The organism is Acinetobacter shaoyimingii (assembly GCF_011578045.1).
Lineage (GTDB): Bacteria > Pseudomonadota > Gammaproteobacteria > Pseudomonadales > Moraxellaceae > Acinetobacter > Acinetobacter shaoyimingii.
In genome coordinates this window covers 1460647-1478314 of record NZ_CP049801.1, presented here as the reverse complement: position 1 = coordinate 1478314, position 17668 = coordinate 1460647, and the positions used below count along the sequence as shown (strand labels likewise).

14 protein-coding genes are annotated in these 17668 nt (G+C 38.7%); 1 reads left to right on the top strand and 13 read right to left on the bottom strand.

Annotated elements, in window-relative coordinates; genetic code table 11:
* The first annotated feature begins 420 nt into the window (after positions 1-420).
* The gene (locus tag G8E00_RS06595) at positions 421-1830 is read left to right on the top strand and encodes an LLM class flavin-dependent oxidoreductase (RefSeq protein WP_166222889.1); all 1410 of its coding nucleotides are present in this window, start codon (positions 421-423) and stop codon (positions 1828-1830) included.
* A gap of 92 nt (positions 1831-1922) precedes the next feature.
* On the opposite strand, the gene G8E00_RS06590 is transcribed toward G8E00_RS06595, so the two are convergent.
* The 13 genes from G8E00_RS06590 to G8E00_RS06530 all read right to left on the bottom strand — a co-directional run bounded on the left by G8E00_RS06590 (position 1923) and on the right by G8E00_RS06530 (position 17626).
* Positions 1923-3869 carry a family 2A encapsulin nanocompartment cargo protein cysteine desulfurase gene (locus G8E00_RS06590; RefSeq protein ID WP_166222886.1) on the bottom strand — a complete coding sequence of 649 codons (1947 nt, stop codon included), beginning with the start codon at positions 3867-3869 and terminating at the stop codon, positions 1923-1925.
* Positions 3844-4776, bottom strand: a complete 933-nt coding sequence (locus G8E00_RS06585) for a family 2A encapsulin nanocompartment shell protein (RefSeq protein WP_166011897.1) — start codon at positions 4774-4776, stop codon at positions 3844-3846. Before G8E00_RS06585 ends, G8E00_RS06590 begins: the two co-directional genes overlap by 26 nt.
* Before the next feature lie 252 nt (positions 4777-5028).
* A complete protein-coding gene (locus G8E00_RS06580) occupies positions 5029-5520 on the bottom strand; it encodes a rhodanese-like domain-containing protein (protein WP_166222883.1) in 492 nt (163 codons plus the stop codon).
* A 460-nt stretch (positions 5521-5980) separates the two neighbouring features.
* Positions 5981-6829, bottom strand: a complete 849-nt coding sequence (tauD, locus tag G8E00_RS06575; protein WP_166222880.1) for a taurine dioxygenase — start codon at positions 6827-6829, stop codon at positions 5981-5983.
* 101 nt (positions 6830-6930) lie between these two features.
* On the bottom strand, positions 6931-7740 hold the full coding sequence (tauC, locus tag G8E00_RS06570) for a taurine ABC transporter permease TauC (protein ID WP_166226459.1): 810 nt from the start codon (positions 7738-7740) through the stop codon (positions 6931-6933).
* A gap of 89 nt (positions 7741-7829) precedes the next feature.
* Positions 7830-8621, bottom strand: a complete 792-nt coding sequence (locus tag G8E00_RS06565; RefSeq protein ID WP_166222877.1) for a taurine ABC transporter ATP-binding protein — start codon at positions 8619-8621, stop codon at positions 7830-7832.
* Between the two features lie 13 nt (positions 8622-8634).
* Complete coding sequence (gene tauA / locus G8E00_RS06560; RefSeq protein WP_166222874.1) at positions 8635-9672, bottom strand: taurine ABC transporter substrate-binding protein; 1038 nt, start codon at positions 9670-9672, stop codon at positions 8635-8637.
* Positions 9673-9889: 217 nt separating this feature from the next.
* Entirely contained in the window at positions 9890-11263 is a 1374-nt protein-coding gene (locus G8E00_RS06555) for an amidohydrolase family protein (protein ID WP_166222870.1), read from the bottom strand.
* A gap of 167 nt (positions 11264-11430) precedes the next feature.
* Positions 11431-12351 (bottom strand): ABC transporter permease, encoded by a 921-nt coding sequence (locus G8E00_RS06550; RefSeq protein WP_166222867.1) that lies wholly within the window; start codon positions 12349-12351, stop codon positions 11431-11433.
* A gap of 35 nt (positions 12352-12386) precedes the next feature.
* Entirely contained in the window at positions 12387-13487 is a 1101-nt protein-coding gene (locus G8E00_RS06545) for an ABC transporter permease (protein WP_166222864.1), read from the bottom strand.
* 17 nt (positions 13488-13504) lie between these two features.
* The gene (locus G8E00_RS06540) at positions 13505-15118 is read right to left on the bottom strand and encodes an ABC transporter ATP-binding protein (RefSeq protein WP_166222861.1); all 1614 of its coding nucleotides are present in this window, start codon (positions 15116-15118) and stop codon (positions 13505-13507) included.
* Positions 15119-15197: 79 nt separating this feature from the next.
* Entirely contained in the window at positions 15198-16298 is a 1101-nt protein-coding gene (locus G8E00_RS06535) for a BMP family ABC transporter substrate-binding protein (protein WP_166222858.1), read from the bottom strand.
* A gap of 341 nt (positions 16299-16639) precedes the next feature.
* On the bottom strand, positions 16640-17626 hold the full coding sequence (locus G8E00_RS06530) for an isopenicillin N synthase family dioxygenase (protein WP_166011888.1): 987 nt from the start codon (positions 17624-17626) through the stop codon (positions 16640-16642).
* Positions 17627-17668 lie beyond the last annotated feature (42 nt).

Here is a 17668-nt window from a genome sequence, read left to right as displayed (position 1 = left end):
AAATTAAAATGCGATTCAAATCACTTTTTAATAGAATATAAAAAGTATCGTTATAAACCATCTATCATGATTTAATTTTGACAATTTCAGACAATAAAACTTAAATCAAAAAAGAATAAAGACCAAAATATTAAAAATAAACCCATGTTTTTATTTTATTTAATCTTAAATTATTAATTTATCATGTATATTTAAAAATAAAATCATTATCATTTTTTAGCATATATGCCTATTTTAATCGCTTCAAATATAAAATCAAAAGCCTTTAACGTTAATCTTGATCTACCTTATTTCAATATATTGATATCACAATCATTCATAAAAAATTAATGTGATAAGTAATGTTTATTTTCTTATTAAATATCAACTCTAATGTTTCTTATGATGTGTTAATGCTTTTAATACATTATGTAGAACTTTATGACTAAGCACATCCGATTTAATGCCTTCGAAATGAACTGTATAGCACATCAATCTCCAGGTTTATGGCGTCATCCTCTCGATCGTTCAACAGAATATAAAGATTTAGAATATTGGACTGATTTAGCCAAAATTCTAGAACGTGGCATCTTCGACGGCGTGTTTATTGCAGATGTTTTAGGTATTTATGATGTTTACCATCAATCGGCTGAACATGCGTTAACAGGGGCTGTTCAAGTGCCTGTCAATGATCCATTACAGATCGTTCCAGCGATGGCGGCTGTTACAAAGCATTTAGGCTTTGGCGTAACAACCTCCATTTCTTTTGAGCATCCATATCCATTTGCACGCCGTATGTCGACGCTTGATCATTTAACCAAGGGTCGCGCAGGTTGGAATATCGTCACGTCTTACCTTGAAAGTGGTTCAAAAAATTTAGGCTTAAAAACTCAAGTCAGTCATGACAATCGCTACGATATCGCTGATGAATATCTTGAAGTTCTCTATAAGCTTTGGGAAGGTTCATGGGAAGATGATGCGGTTCTTCGTGATAAAGAGAAAGGCATTTTTGCGGATCATAAAAAAGTCCATCCAATCAACCACGATGGACAATATTTTACTGTCCCAGGCATTCATATTTGTGAACCTTCACCACAGCGTACACCTGTGCTTTATCAAGCGGGCGCATCCTCTCGCGGGCAAAAATTTGCCAGTCAAAATGCCGAATGTGTATTCATTTCTGCACCCACTCAAGTGGCAGTAAAAAAACTTGCACAAGGTATACGCCATAATTTAGTGGCTGAAGGTAAAGACCCAAATTCAGTACTCATCTACACCATGCTTGCAATTGTGGTGGACGAAACCGATGAAAAAGCACAAGCAAAGTTCCAAGAATATCAACAATACGGAAGTTATGATGGCGGTTTAACCCTTGCATCAGGCTGGTCAGGTGTCGATTTTTCTCAGTTTAAAGCGACGGATCAAGTCGAATATATTCAAACCAATGCCATTCAATCGATGCTTCAGTCTTATGTCGAAGCAGATCCTGACAAAATCTGGACCATTGAAGAAATTGCACGTTGGACCAGTGTTGGTGGTAATGGCCCTGTAATCGTTGGATCTCCAACTACAGTCGCCGACCGTTTACAAGAATGGATTGAAGTCACCGGCATCGATGGATTTAACCTAGCGTATATTTTGGCGCATCAGAGCTTTGAGGACATCGTGGAATACGTTGTTCCAGAACTTCAACGTCGTGGTGTTTATCCAAAAGAATATACCGAAGGCACACTACGTGAAAAATTATTTGGGCAAGGAGCTCGCCTTCCAGACAATCACCGTGCTGCACAATATCGTTATAAGAAGCCTGAAACTCAAGTGAAACCCACTTCAATTTCTGAAACAGTATAAATTGAAGATACAAAGATCTTTCAATTGAATACATCGAACATAAAAAACCTGATCAATGATCAGGTTTTTTATTAGCTATTGATTGGATAAAATTAAGATCGATACGGTTTAGCACGACGTAGCTGATGTAAGACCGACACCAATAAATCAATTTCTTCAGTGGTATTATAAAACGCGAGTGATGGACGCACGGTTTTTTCTACGCCAAAACGGCGTAAAATCGGCTGTGCACAGTGATGTCCTGTACGAACTGCTATACCGTGTTGATTTAAAATTTTACCGACTTGCTCTGTTTCATAACCTTCTAGAACAAATGACATAACGCTAGCTTTGTCTTGGGCTGTACCAATTGGACGAAGACCTGAAACACTGGCCAAAGCATTTTGACCATAATGCAGTAAATCATGTTCATAACGTGCAATATTATGAATGCCAAGACTTTCGACATATTCAAGAGCAGCACCTAAGCCAACCGCATCTGCAATATTGCCCGTTCCTGCTTCAAACTTGTTCGGTGCAGGTTGATAAATCACATGTTCAAAGGTCACATCTTGAATCATGTTGCCACCACCCTCCCAAACAGGCATAGAATCCAGTAACTCAGATTTGGCATAAACTGCGCCAATGCCAGTAGGGCCAAATACTTTATGCCCGGAGAACACAAAGAAATCTGCATCTAAAGCGGTGACATTGGTCGGCATATGCGAAACCGACTGTGCACCATCTATTAATACCCGCACACCCGCAGCATGTGCCAAAGCAATAATTTCAGCAGTAGGTGTCACCGTCCCTAAGGCATTAGACACTTGCGTAACGGAAACCAATTTGGTTCTTGGGTTTAACAGTTTTGCAAATTCATCTAAGCGAATTTGACCTGTATCATCTACAGGAATGACACGAAGCTTGGCACCTGTTTCTTGGGTAAGTTGATACCAAGGGACAATATTGGCATGATGTTCAAGATGCGAAACAATGATTTCATCGCCTGCTTGAATATTTTGCTTCCCCCAAGATTTTGCAATCAGGTTAATGCCTTCAGTCGTGCCACGTACAAACACAATGTTATTGGAAGATTTTGCACCAATAAAACGTGCAACTACATCCCGAGCATGCTCATAAGCATCACTAGCTCGAGCTGCCAACTCGTGCGCTGCACGATGTATATTGGAATTCTCGTGTTTATAGAACTGACAAATACGTTCAATCACTGCCAATGGTTTATGCGTTGTCGCTGCATTATCAAACCAGACCAAAGGTTTGCCATTCACACGCTCTTGCAAGATCGGAAAATCTTGACGAATACGCAAGATATCGAGTGGTTGATAAGCTTGCTGTGTTAATGGAATCTGCGCATCATCTTTGACCGAAGTATAACCACTGTTAACCTCAGGCTGATTTAAAAAATAAAAGCCTGACTCTGGCGTTGCAGGTTTGTCATTGCGATCTTTTAAAACAGACTTCAGCTGATGATCATCGACCACATGAAAATCATCATATGCATATGGATTACGCAGGTTTTCATTCAAATCTACATTGGCAACAGGTGCCGTTGGATTCGGTGCTTGAAAATCTAAAAAATAAAATGACGATGGATCTGGACGAGGCACTTGATTGGGTATTGCCTCTGGTTGTCCAAGCAATGATAAGTTTAGATCTTGTATCGCCCCTAAAGGATCAGGTGTTTTTGCCCCACCGACTATCGGTGCTGAGGAAATGATTCTACGCTCAGGATGATCTGCTGTCGGATCAACATACTGTTGATTGACACTCGGATTAATTTGACTTTGCTTTGCAACCGCTGGAATACGTCCTGCCAAAGCTAAAAATGGATCTTTAGGCTGTGGATGATGCGTAATCGATGGTGCTTGATTGGGCAAATCAAAATTAAAACCTTGTGGACTCTGAACCGTCTGAGCAGAGAAAAATTCTGCTGCCAATTGATTCAATATCGATTCATCAAAAACGGATTGATTTGTAGGTACGACAACATCATCCGTCAGATGAATGGCTTGATTATTTATAGGTTGTTGGATAGTCATGGTACTTTTCAACCTCCACATCTTCAAGCACAGCTAGCGCATCTTCAGTCAATACTGCTAACGAGCAATATAAAGAAATTAAATAAGATGCAATGGCATTATGATTGATTCCCATAAAGCGGACTGAAAGTCCTGGCGCTTGTTCACCTGCAAGACCCGGTTGGAATAATCCGACCACACCTTGACGCTTTTCACCCACACGTAACAAAATGATTTTGGTTTTGCCATCTTCAACTGGAATTTTATTGGATGGAATCAGTGGAATACCGCGCCATGTAATAAATTGCGAACCAAATAAGCTCACCGTTGGAGGTGGTACACCACGACGAGTACATTCACGACCAAAAGCAGCAATGGCATCAGGATGTGCCAAGAAGAAACCAGGTTCTTTCCATACTTTACGCAATAAATCATCTAAATCATCTGGTGTTGGCGCACCTGTTAAAGTTGAAATACGTTGATCATCCGCAACACTTGCCAATAAACCATATTCAGGGTTATTGATCAGCTCACTTTCTTGACGTTCTTTAATGGTTTCAATGGTTAAACGAAGTTGCTCTTTGATTTGATCATGCGGGCTACTATACAAATCTGAAACACGCGTATGAATATCGAGAACTGTTGACACACCATTTAAAAAGTATTCACGCGGATTGACTTCATAATCAACGAAGGTCGGTGTTAATGATGCTTCATCACGTTGTGTACAAGTGACCTGAATTTCATCTGTATTGCTGACACGGTTAACACGATAAATACCTGCTTCTACAGGCGTCCATTGGAGTAAATGAGTAAGCCAACGTGGTGTAATGGTGGAAAGTTGTGGGACGGTTTTGGTGGCATTGGCCAGTTGACGCGCGGCTTGATCACTGAGTGCTTGGCGCGTGACTTCTTTATGTTTGGTCATTATAATTCCTTGGTTAAAATAAAAATAATGATATTTATTTACTACTTAGCATTTATTTTTTTGAATCATTACGGGTTGTAAATAAACCTCCGCTATAATAATAAATAAAATAGTTATAATATTTACAGATAAAGAATATACCTTAAATTTTGTTCGATTAATCTATTTAATCCTCAAATCTTAAGTTTTTTATATTATAAACATGCTCAATATTGTGAATTAAATAGATTTACTTATTCATTATCATGTATTTTAATCTTGTATCCAAGGAAGTTTATGATAACGCCAACCATTAAAAGAACCACGATGATTATTTTTATCTAAATCACCTTCAAAACCTTGATCAATATTATAAATATTTTCAAAACCAGCATTATAAGCAAGGTTTGCTGCGGCCGCTGACCGTTTACCACTTCGGCATAACAGTAAGATAATTTTGTCTTTACCTACTTTGTTTTCTAATTCCTTTACAAAACGTGGATTACGGTTAAATGATGTTCCTGTCGCCCACGCAACATGGATTGAATCAGGAACATAACCTACAAATTTACGCTCCTCATTGGTTCTAACATCCACAATCACAACTTTTCCAGCCTGAAATAACGACCAAGCATCATGTGGAGAAACCGTACCTGTAAACGCTAACTCGTGATCACTGCCGAGTTGCTTCGCTTTTTCTAAAATATCCTCAACCTGTTGATCGTTAAGTTCTGAATGCGTTTGGGGATGAGTGAAACTATTCATTTTTATTCCTTCAAATTGATATTATTAAACATAAAATCAAATCACTAGATATCTTTTATTTATAATAACGCTTATTTATATTCTTTAAATGAATAAAATTTCACTAATATATGATCAAAATAGAATAAAGAAATTTTATTAAAAAATATAATTCAATTTATTGAATAAATCACTATTATTTATATATAAGAAATATGATTAAATTCAATATTATAAAAAATGACTTACATATAATATTTATATTTTTAATTATACCAACCCTGTTTAAGCCAATAATTTAATTGTCTAATTTATTGGCTTATTTTGATATTTTAATTAACCCGAATCGCGAAAAAGAAATTGCCTTGAAAAATAAGCGAACGAGAACAATCAGTTAAGTTATCGCACCAAACTTAGAGCTCTAGTCCTTCTATTTTTAACTGCATTTCAATCCGCGATTGAGTTTTTTTATTATTGTTTTTTAAGACGCTTGTTGATGATAATACGGAACTGAACCGTTAATCGTCGCACGATGCATAATGCGATGTGCATCACCATAATCAAATAGCGCTTTATGTTGTGTGCACCGGTTATCCCAAATTGCGACATCGCCTTCTTGCCATTGCCATCTTAAATGAAATTCTTCTTTGACGGCATGTGCAAATAAGAAGTCCAACAATTCAGCACTTTCTTTATCACCCAATTCATTAATATGCGTGGTAAAACCTTCGTTGACAAATAAAATTGGACGACCTGTATCTGGATGTGTGCGTACTACAGGATGCACCACAGGCGGATTTTTCTTAAAGGTCTGATTTAACTTTTCTCGTTCGACATCGTTAGTTGCAAAGCGTTCTTCAGGAAATGATTTGCGAATATCATGGGTTGCAGTCAAGCCTCTCAGTTTATTTTGCAAATCCATATCTAAATGATCAAATGCAGCTGTACCACTTGACCATAGTGTGTCACCTCCATGTTCTGGAATTTTAATGGCTTGTAGTACGCATCCTAAAGGCGGTGTTTGGCTAAACGTGACATCGGTATGCCACAATTCATTGTCGCGTAAATCGGTACGATGGCTATCGAGCACAATCACTTCAGGTGCATCTTCAATTGATGGGTAAATGGGATGAATATGTAGGCTACCAAAGCTTTTTGCTAAAGCCACTTGAGATTGAGACGTGAGTTTTTGCCCTCGAAAAAAAATCACTTGGTGATCCAACAATGCCTGTTGAATATCTTGTAATTCAGTCTCGTTGAGTTGATTTAAATCTACATTTTCAATAATCGCACCAATGCTTGGTTTGATCTTTGCAATGCTGAGTGCCATAACGTCTCTCGTATCTCGATATATATAAGGTGTTAAAATTACATTTATTTCTGTTTGTTCAATTCAAACTGATCATATTCGAGCCATCTTAGAATTGATTATTACATTTGTTGCCCGTACCAAGGCGACAATTGTTGCTGAATCCAGCGCAGGAAAAACTCAAAACTCACTGCCACTACAGCAATGACAATAATCCCTAAAATCACAGTATCAGTGATTAAAAATTGCGCTGCTGACTGCACCATAAAGCCAATACCACGGTCAGCTGCCACCAATTCAGCAGCAACTAAGGTTGACCAACCGACACCCAGTCCGATTCGAATCCCAGTTAAAATATGCGGTAATGCTGTTGGTAAAATCACATGGCGAATCACCTGTGAACGTGTCGCGCCTAAAGACAAGGCCGCACGTTCACGGTTCAATTGATGACTCAGTACACCATGTGTCGAACTAATAATAATGGGGGTTAAAATCGAGAAAAAAATCAGTAACACTTTTGTGGTTTCACCAATCCCGAACCAAATGACCAAAAGTGGTAAATAAGCCAATGGAGGCACTGGACGGAGCAACTCAACCAATGGATCAAACACAGCTCGAACCCATTTATTGAGTCCCATCCATAAGCCTAGAGGCACCCCAATCACGATAGCTGCAATCAAAGCTAAAAACACACGGCTAATACTTTCAGCCAAATGTTGCCACAAGGTTGCTTTCATAAATCCTTGATTGCTCACTTCTAAGAATTTTTGCCATACCGCTTGAGGCGTAGGTAAAAACAATGCAGGTATTAGTTCTAATGCGGTGATGATGTACCACACCAACAGCACTACAAGTACGCTAGTCATGCTCAATAAAAGACTTTTATAATGGTGAAACACTTGAGCAAATGTTGATTGTGTTTTATCGACCATATGACTTTCTTTTTCTGCTCTGGGTTTCTTTTCCGATATAATCAACTGTTCTTGTACTGGTTCAGTGATGTGCTCATTGCTGGAGATACTCATGCAAGTTCCTCCACACGTTGAACTTTTTGGTCACGTAAACGTTCAAATAAATCTTCACGTAATTGAATGAATTTTGGATCAGATTTGATTGAGCGAATCGCTTCCCCTTGACGATAACGCTCAGCAAAATCGAGGTTTAGCGTTTCCACAATTTTCCCAGGTCGCGCTGTCATTAGCACCAATTGATTGCTAAGCAATAACGCTTCTTCAATATCGTGTGTGATTAAGAAAAAGCCTTTCTGCTCCTTGATCCATAAATTCAAGACAAACTCTTGCATGCTTTCACGTGTGAACGCATCTAATGCAGCAAAGGGTTCATCTAGAAAAATAAAGGGTGCATGACTCACTAAAGCACGTGCAATACCAACACGTTGCTTCATACCGCCTGATAATTCCCAAATATTGGATTCGGCAACATGTGATAAACCGACTGTCTCTAATATTTCAGCAACTTTTTGTTCAATCAAATTTGCTTTTAAGCCTTTCAATTTAAGTGCAAATCCGACATTTTCTGCGACATTTAACCATGGCAATAATGCATGATCCTGAAAAACAACGGCACGACGTGCATCAGGTTCAGTTAAGATTTCATCATCAATTTTCACTAAACCTGAACTTGGTTTTTGAAAGCCTGCCAAAATATTTAACAACGTGGTTTTACCACATCCAGACTCACCTAAAATGACAGTGAGCGTTGACTCTTCAATATTCAAATTTAAGTTTTGCAATACAGGTATGTCTTGATTTGCAAAGGTTAGGTTTAAATTTTCTGCGCTTAATGTGCTCATCTGTCATCGCTCCTTAAGGTTGTACGAATAAGGTACTGACGTTGTCTTGATAGTCATCTTTCACTTTGTCAACCTTGCCTTGTTCTTTCAAGAAGCTTGCTGTATCAAAAATATTTTTGGCAAACGCTTTAGAGAAAATTTCGAATTGTTGCTGACGGTCGAGATAGACGTTTCCAGCTAAAAGCAGTGGAATATCTTTGGCATCTGAACCTGTAAGTTGGGCAATTTTTGCAATATTTTCTGCATTGTTTTCAAATGCTTTAGGATCTTTGTTATATGCATCAATCTGTTTAATTGACGTATTCACAAATGATTTTAAAAATTCAGGATTTTTCTTGGCAAAATCTTTGCGTACTACCCATACATCGTATGTTGGAGAACCCCATTCGCCGACTTGGGTTGAATCCACCAGGACTTTACCTGTCGCTTTTGCTTTGCCTAAAACAGGTTCCCATACATACGTGGCATCAATGTCACCACGTTCCCAAGCTGCTGAAATTTCTGGCGGACGTAAATTAATAATTTTGACTTGATCCTCAGCGATCTTCCAATGTTTTAATGCAGACAATAAACTGTAATGTGTGGTAGATACGAAAGGAACAGCAATCGTTTTGCCAACTAAATCTTCAGGTTTTTGAATACCCGATTTATTGCTAACCACCAAGGCTTCAGAACTGCCTAATTTTGATGCAATAAAAAAAACTTCAATCGGTAAATCACGACTGGTTGCAGCTGCAAGTGGACTTGTACCAATATTGCCAATATCAACATCGCCTGAAGCTAAGGCGTTGACAACGTCAGAACCGGCATCGAATTTTTTCCATTCGATAGATTGTTGACTATCTTTTTCATATGACCCTTCAGCTTGTGCCACTTTAGATGGATCAACCCCAGTTTGATATCCAATCACCACGGCTTTTTGATTTGAATTTGAGGCTTTACTTTGAGTATTGCTTTCTGACGATTTATTTTTTTGGAAAAATATAAAAATGGCAATCACAGCGATTACCGCAATCACAATAAAAATTGGTTTCTTATTTTTAGAACTCATGTAAGACCATCTTCAAAATGAATAATGGTCTAGGGTACAAAGCTCAGCTTATATTTAAAAATAATAAAATCAGAGATCATTATGAATATTTCATAAATAGATTTTTTACTATTGATGCAAATTCACTTCAATGAACCAAGATTTTGATTTTTTAGTAAAATAAATAAGCTATTTTAAAATGACTATCCACAGTATTTTAGCTGCATAAAACAATCGTCTATTCATAGGCACGATTTAATTCGTTTACAACTTTCTTTTGTGTAGATAGCCATGCTTCACGTCGTTCAAATAAAGATGGTGTTACCAGATTTACCTCATCTATAAGTTGTTTTAAATCGGCATTTTTTAAGGCTCCATATTCAGCGACGATGTTGCCATTGACCATAGTCATCATCACATCTTGGCCTTGAACTGCATGAACTAAATTGCTGTGTAAGTTAAACAGTTTGCCATTATCAATCATGGGTGTCATTCGAGGTGTTGCAGTATTGACCACAATTAAATCTGCACATTTTCCAACTTCAATAGAACCAATTTGGTCTTGCATTCCCAGTGCTTTGGCCCCTAGAATCGTTGCCATTTCACATACTGACCAAGCATCAAGCGCAGCAGCATCTAGATTTGAAAATTTTGCCAATAAAGATGCTGTTTTCATTTCTTCAAACATATCTAAATTATTATTTTCTTTTTCACCGTCTGTACCTAAACCCACAGCAACGCCCTGTTCTAACATGGTGGTAATCGGGGCTGCTCCAGATGCGAGCTTCATATTAGAAATTGGATTGTGTGCAACCCCAACATTGTATTGTTTTAAAATTTGAATTTCGGTCAAATCCGTCCATACGCAATGCGCTAATAAAGTTTGAGGTGCATCCAATAAACCCAATTGTTCTAAGGTTTGAATGGGTCTTTGACCATAACGTTTTAAGTTCTCTTGCACATCAAATTGGCTTTCATTACTGTGCGTATGAAAACCTGTTTGATAATGCTGACACAAATCTTGAATCCGTTTTAAGGCTTGATGCTCTGCATAAAATAAATGCTCTAAACCCACCCAAACATGAATACGGCCTTCTGCTTGTTGATGCCACTGTTGAATCAATGCCTCATTACTCTTTAATGTTTCAAAATAATCATGATCGGGATGCTCTGCGACATAAGGCACCAGTACTGCACGAAGACCTAAATCTTTGGCTGCTTGAGCACTACCATCCATAAAACGCCACATATCCACTAGGGTTGTTGTGCCTGAAAGCAACGCTTCTGCATAACATAAATAAGAAGCAACTTTGGCATCATGAGGTAACAACACACGATGCATCGGATCGATAAATTGCTGTAACCAATCCCAAACAGGTAAACCTTCAGCCGTACCGCGAAGTAAACCTGAATGACAATGGGTATTAATCAAACCTGGCATCAACAGACCATGATCATAGTGATGAATCTCGATATTGGGATAAAGAGATTTAAGTGCTTCTTGCTTTCCTACCGCAATCATTTTCGAACCGTCCACTAACACAGCGCCATGTTGAATACAGTCACGTGTCGCATTCATGGTCAGGACATAATCTGCACAAATTAATTTCATATTATTCTCAACATACAGCTCTGAAAATTTAGTTCTGAACATTCAGTTTTCAAAAACCTGTTCTCAAACCCTTTTTTAAAGTCATTTTTCAATCAAAAAAGTGATGTAAAAGGACGTTCCATAACTCAGTTTGAGAAGGAGATGAAACGTCTAAATCAATTTGATGTTTAAGGGGTAAATGTTTTGCCCAAAGATGCAGGTAAGTTCAGTTTGAGCAATTTTTTATCACGTGAAATGATGACCAACACCACAATGGTTGCCACATATGGTAATGCCGATAAAAACTCATTCGGTACATTGAGTCCAATCGCTTGCGCATGAAACTGCAAGATGGTCACGCCACCGAATAGGTATGCACCTAACATTAAGCGTGTTGGTTTCCATACTGCGAAAACTACCAGCGCAATCGCAATCCAGCCGCGACCTGCTACCATGTTTTCAATCCACATGGGCGTATATACCGTCGATAAAAATGCACCACCCACACCTGCCATCGCACCACCAAATAATACAGCTGCGTAACGAATCGCAAGCACGTTATAGCCCATTGCATGCGCACTTTCTGGTGACTCGCCTACTGCTTTGAGCAACAGTCCCAAACGTGTTTTACTCAGTACGTACCAAATCATCACAAAAGCAAAGATGGATAAATACACCACAAAGTTTTGTTGAAATAAGATTGGACCAATGATTGGGATATCAGCCAAAACTGGGATGTTTAACGACTGTAAACCCGGCAATGCCATACTGACGTAGTTTTGACCAATAAAAGCGGAAATCCCAATTCCAAAAATGGTTAATGCCAAACCACAAGCGGATTGATTGGTGCTTAAAGACAAAGTAAAGAAGGCAAAGATCAGCGCCATGAGCATGCCTGCCAATGCACCAACCAATAATGCACTTGCAACACTGGCTTCATATTGGGCAGCAAAAGCAAAACCAGCAATTGCACCGACCAACATCATGCCTTCAACACCGAGGTTGATGACGCCTGTACGTTCAGCAACCAGTTCTCCTAAACCTGCAAAAATTAATGGCGTTGCAGCGGCTACAGTTCCAGCAAGAATGGCGGTTAATTCTATACTCATAATTTAATCCTTATCTTTGATCTGCTGAAGTTAAGCTAGGCAACACTTTGTGCCGCATTGTGATCGATTTTTTTGGCTTTCTTTTTGGCAAAGCGGTAACGTTTTTCAATCAAGGCATCAGATGCCAACAAGAAGAACAAAAGAAGCCCTTGGAAAATGCCCGTAATAGCAACTGGGAGTTGTAATTGCATTTGCGCCATTTCACCGCCCAAATACATCAGCGCCATCAACATGCCCGAGAGCACGATACCAATGGGGTTAAGTCGTCCAAGATAAGCCACAATAATCGCTGCATAACCATAACCTGGTGAAATATTTGGGTTCAATTGACCAATAGGTCCAGCTACTTCACAAATGCCTGCAATACCCGCCATAAGCCCTGAAATTCCTAAGCTCAACCAGACGGCTTTTTTAGAAGAAAATCCTGCATATTTTGCCGCCAAAGGCGCTTGCCCACTGACTTCTAATTTGTATGCGGTTAAGCTTTTTCGTATAAAAAACCAAAATAAAATGACTGCAATCAACGTAATAAAAATAGAGGCATTCACTCGAGTGCTTTCTAAAATGATGGGTAATAAAGCACTTTCGTTGAACATCACTGATTGAGGGAAGTTCATACCGTCTGGATCACGCCAAGGCCCATTCACCAAATACAATAAAATAAACATCGCGACATAATTCATCATGAGCGTGGTTAACGTTTCTTCAGCATTAAAATGGGTTTTCAATACGGCAGGAATAAGCCCCCAAAACATCCCCCCTATAGCCCCCATCACGATCATTAAGGGTAAGATCCACCACCCCATGTCTTGATAAAATAAGACCGCAATACCACCACCAAAAATTGCCCCCATGGTCAGCTGGCCTTCTGCACCAATATTGAATAATTTAGCGCGAAAACCGACTGCCAAACCCAAGGCAATTAAAATCAAGGGACTGGCTTTAATGGCCAGTTCACTCAAACCATAGCTTGTGGTTAAGGGCTCAATAAAAAATACATATAGGGCTTGAGTAGGACTCACCCCCAACATAAAAAATAAAATACTTCCCACAATCAGCATTGCAACTAAAGCTATAACGGGTGACAGCCATTTCATCAGTTGTGAAGGATGTTCTCTAGGTTCTAATAAATGCATAGTTTCACCTGTTCTCTTTATACTGATACTTGCTGTGTATCGAATGTTTTATTGATGTTTGAAGGTGAAGACAAACCTGACATTAACAAACCGATTTGCTCTGCATTGGTCTCTTGACTATTCATTGGCGCAGATAATTTTCCACTCGACAACACACAAATGCGATCTGAAATTTCAAACAGTTCTTCTAGCTCTTCAGAAATCACCAGTATTGCAACCCCTTGTCGTGACAAATCAATCAACGTTTGGCGTATAAACATTGAAGCACCGACATCGACGCCCCAAGTCGGCTGTGCAATCACCAAAACTTTGGGATTTTGTAATATTTCACGACCAACAATAAATTTCTGTAAATTACCACCAGATAATGAGCGTGCTTCCGCCTGAGGACCCGCAGCTTTAACACCAAATTTTTCAATACATTGTTCTGCAAAGGCTTGGGTTTTATTGAAGTTGATTAAACCTAGACGAGTTAATCCTTGTCGAAATGCAGTGAGCAAAGCATTTTGAGATAAGGTCATATTTGGCACTGCACCACGTCCTAAACGTTCTTCTGGGACAAAACCAAAACCGAGATTACGTCGCTCTGCAGGATCAAGCTTAGAAATGTTTTGACCTTCGAAATAAATCTCACCTTGCGTCGTTTCGACCTCACCTGAAAGCAATGATAGAAGTTCTGCTTGTCCATTGCCGGAAATTCCAGCAATACCCATGATTTCGCCCGTCTTTAAACTTAAATGAATATTTTCTAGCGAAACACCAAATGGATCATCAGAATTAAAACTGACTTCGCTTAGGCTAAATACTGATTCTTTTTGACCTGTAAAGTCGGCATGGTTATAGGTAGGCAAATCGCGTCCAATCATTAAGCGGGCTAAATCACTGGTGCTGTTTTCACTTGGTTTAACATTTCCTGTCACTTTACCATTGCGTAGAATGGTAGCCTCATCACAGAGTTCTTTGATTTCATGCAATTTATGACTGATATATAAAATCGAAACCCCTTGTGAAGCCAATAGACGTAAAGTTTTAAACAATTGCTTAACCGCTTGTGGGGTCAATACCGAAGTGGGTTCATCTAAAATAATTAGGCTAGGCTTCTGCAATAAGCAACGGATGATTTCAACGCGTTGACGTTCACCGACAGACAGCGAATACACTTCTCGTCTTGGGTCAATAGGTAAACCATATTCTTCTGAGACTTGAATGATTTTTTCATTTAATTGTTTTAGATCAACTTTCTCATCTAATCCGAGCAATATATTTTCTGCGACAGTCAAAGTTTCAAACAATGAAAAATGCTGATAAACCATTCCAATGCCCAATTTGCGAGCCATCGATGGATTGTCAATTTTGACTTCTTTGCCATTCCATAGAATTTGACCTGCATCGGCTTTGGTTGCCCCATAAATGATTTTCATCAGGGTACTTTTACCTGCACCATTTTCACCCAAAATTGCATGAATTTGACCTGATTGAACTTTTAAATGGATCCCATCATTGGCTTTAAGTGAATTATAACTTTTGCAGATATTGATCAGTTCTAAACGTTCAATCTGATGTTTTTGAATATGATTGGCATCATGATCTGTTAAAACCTGTTCTGCCAAAGCGGGTGAGACATCATTCATAATTTTGGCTCAACTTTATTTATTGCACTAAATTCACACGATTAAGCCAAGAGACTTAATCGTGACATTTACTTTTTAATTATTTTGGAATGACACCTTCGACGCCTTTCACGTAGTAATTCATTTTGCTCAATTCAGCATCGGACAGCACTTTTCCAGCAGCGACAACAACACTGCCATCTTGTTTAGAAATTGGACCTTTAAATGGATGTAACGTTCCTCTTTGAATCCCTGCTTGAACTGCGAGTGCTTTTGCTTTCATGGGTGCTGTTACGGATGGACCAAAGCTTTCGATTTTGACTGCATCTTGTTTTACGCCATACCAAATTGCACTTGGCTTCCAAGTTTTAGCAGCGACTTGTTGTAGTGTTGGTGTGTAGACTTTTTCCCAATGCAACACTGAAGCAGCTAAATGTGCTTTAGGACCAAACTTAGACATATCTGAATCCCAACCAAAGGCAAATGCACCTTTTTGTTCAGCTGCTTGAACCACCGCTGGAGAATCCGTATTTTGCATCAGTACATCGGCACCTTGAGAAATTAAGGCCAATGCAGCATCACGCTCTTTGCCTGGGTTAAACCAAGAATTCACCCAGACGACTTTTGTTTTAATTTTTGGATTGACACTTTGAGCGCCTAAAGTATAGGCATTGATATTACGAACAACTTCTGGAATTGGGAATGATGCAACTACACCTAAGGTATTTGATTTGGTTTTCTGACCTGCTACAACACCAAGCATATATGCACCTTCATAGGTACGCAGGTCATACACGCCTAAATTCTTAGCTTGCTTATACCCTGTTGCATGCATGAATACCGTATTTGGAAATTGTTTGGACACCTTCTCCATTGCATTCATATAACCAAAAGAAGTTGCAAAAATAACTTTATTGCCCTGTTGAGCCAAGTTACGCACGACACGTTCTGCATCGGCTGTTTCAGGTACATTTTCAATGTATGATGTCTTAAATTTACCTGCTAATGCTTTTTCAGTTTTAATTCGACCTTGGTCATGTGAATAAGTCCAACCATGATCACTTGTCGGACCGATATAGACAAATGCTGCTTTATCTGCAGCATGAACCTGTGACATTCCCCCAAATGCCACCGCTGATGCAGATAAAAGTAAAGTAACCAATGTTTTCATTTTGGTTTTTTTTGATAAATCGTGCTGCATGTTATTCTCCTGATGAAATACGCTAATAGAATTTCGATAAGGAGTAATTAGCAAATACCGTTCCAACATTTTAAAAAATAGAACATTATTTTTTTCGTATTCTGATTATTAGTACGTGCTTTTCTAATTCATTAAAAAATATCTCGCACTTTTATATGTTTTTTATACGGTGATTTAGAAATTCGACAAGAGCGTAGCCATTTTCATGTATTTATGCCTCATTCGTATTTTTTAGCCTATATCAAAACCTATGACTGCAATGTCAGCAGTTTCTAAATAAAAATCCTTGGATTGAAAACCCAAGGATCGGTGTGATCAATATTTCACCTAAGTTTCGGTATTTAAGCCAAAGTTAAAACGGGCAAATCCTCCGTTTTCACATCGAATGTCCTTCTGTACATTTCTTCCATATGCTCACCTGCGGTACACACACTATATTGAGCTTGTTCACCCTGTTTTAATGTTCCAGGTAAAGGCTCAATGACTGTCAAATAACTCGGCCCATAAAAATAAGGAATGGAAAACCGTGGTTGCCCTTCTGAATATTTATTTCGAACTCGATGCGGATTAGAGTTATATAGACCATTGGTCCATCTTGGAATCAGGTCTCCCAGATTCACAACAAAAGTATTTTCAATCGGTTTGGCTTCAATCCAAGTACCATCAGGCAGACAAACCTCTAAGCCACCTAAATTATCTTGAGCTAAGATGGTCACCGACCCCCAATCTGTATGAGCACCTGCACCAAAAGTATTTTCATCTGCATCTTTGGGGTGCGGTGGATATTTTAAAAGTCTTAAAGTAACCATTGGATTGATACAGCTTTCATCAAAATAATCTTGTGGTAAATCTAATGACAACGCCAATAACTGCATGATTTGCTCACACAATCCATTCATCAACGCGATATATTCTTGGCAGTAACTTTCGGTTTCAGGCACTTCTTCATTGGGCCATTGATTTATTCCATAGTTTTGATAACGGGCCAATACAAACGGGTCGTCTTCAGCATAATTTTTGCCGCAATAAAAGCCTTCTTTTAAATCAGCTTTGGCATAAATATCTGATTTTTGTGCGGCAATTTGTTCAAAACCACGATGACTGAAATTATGTGATTGGTCATATTTTTGCTTGACATGATCTGGTAAATCAAAGAGTTTTTTTGCCAAAGCAAATTGCCTTTCTACAATGGCTGGATCCACACCATGATTTTTAATATAGAAAAAACCTGAACTCATTGCAGCTTCACGAATCAAATTCACAATATGTCGCACATCTGCAGGATTTGAGCTATTTAAATGGGCTAAATCAATAATAGGTATACTCATCTTTCACCTTAAATTGCGTGAATCTTATTGCTAAAAGCATTG

Coding starts and splice junctions, on each gene's coding strand:
- G8E00_RS06540 (WP_166222861.1), bottom strand. CDS start 15,118: ATGAATGATGTCTCACCCGCTTTGGCAGAACAGGTTTTAACAGATCAT.
- G8E00_RS06590 (WP_166222886.1), bottom strand. CDS start 3,869: ATGACTATCCAACAACCTATAAATAATCAAGCCATTCATCTGACGGAT.
- G8E00_RS06530 (WP_166011888.1), bottom strand. CDS start 17,626: ATGAGTATACCTATTATTGATTTAGCCCATTTAAATAGCTCAAATCCT.
- tauC (WP_166226459.1), bottom strand. CDS start 7,740: ATGGTCGATAAAACACAATCAACATTTGCTCAAGTGTTTCACCATTAT.
- G8E00_RS06535 (WP_166222858.1), bottom strand. CDS start 16,298: ATGCAGCACGATTTATCAAAAAAAACCAAAATGAAAACATTGGTTACT.
- G8E00_RS06550 (WP_166222867.1), bottom strand. CDS start 12,351: ATGAGTATAGAATTAACCGCCATTCTTGCTGGAACTGTAGCCGCTGCA.
- G8E00_RS06585 (WP_166011897.1), bottom strand. CDS start 4,776: ATGACCAAACATAAAGAAGTCACGCGCCAAGCACTCAGTGATCAAGCC.
- tauA (WP_166222874.1), bottom strand. CDS start 9,672: ATGAGTTCTAAAAATAAGAAACCAATTTTTATTGTGATTGCGGTAATC.
- G8E00_RS06580 (WP_166222883.1), bottom strand. CDS start 5,520: ATGAATAGTTTCACTCATCCCCAAACGCATTCAGAACTTAACGATCAA.
- G8E00_RS06595 (WP_166222889.1), top strand. CDS start 421: ATGACTAAGCACATCCGATTTAATGCCTTCGAAATGAACTGTATAGCA.
- G8E00_RS06555 (WP_166222870.1), bottom strand. CDS start 11,263: ATGAAATTAATTTGTGCAGATTATGTCCTGACCATGAATGCGACACGT.
- tauD (WP_166222880.1), bottom strand. CDS start 6,829: ATGGCACTCAGCATTGCAAAGATCAAACCAAGCATTGGTGCGATTATT.
- G8E00_RS06565 (WP_166222877.1), bottom strand. CDS start 8,621: ATGAGCACATTAAGCGCAGAAAATTTAAACCTAACCTTTGCAAATCAA.
- G8E00_RS06545 (WP_166222864.1), bottom strand. CDS start 13,487: ATGCATTTATTAGAACCTAGAGAACATCCTTCACAACTGATGAAATGG.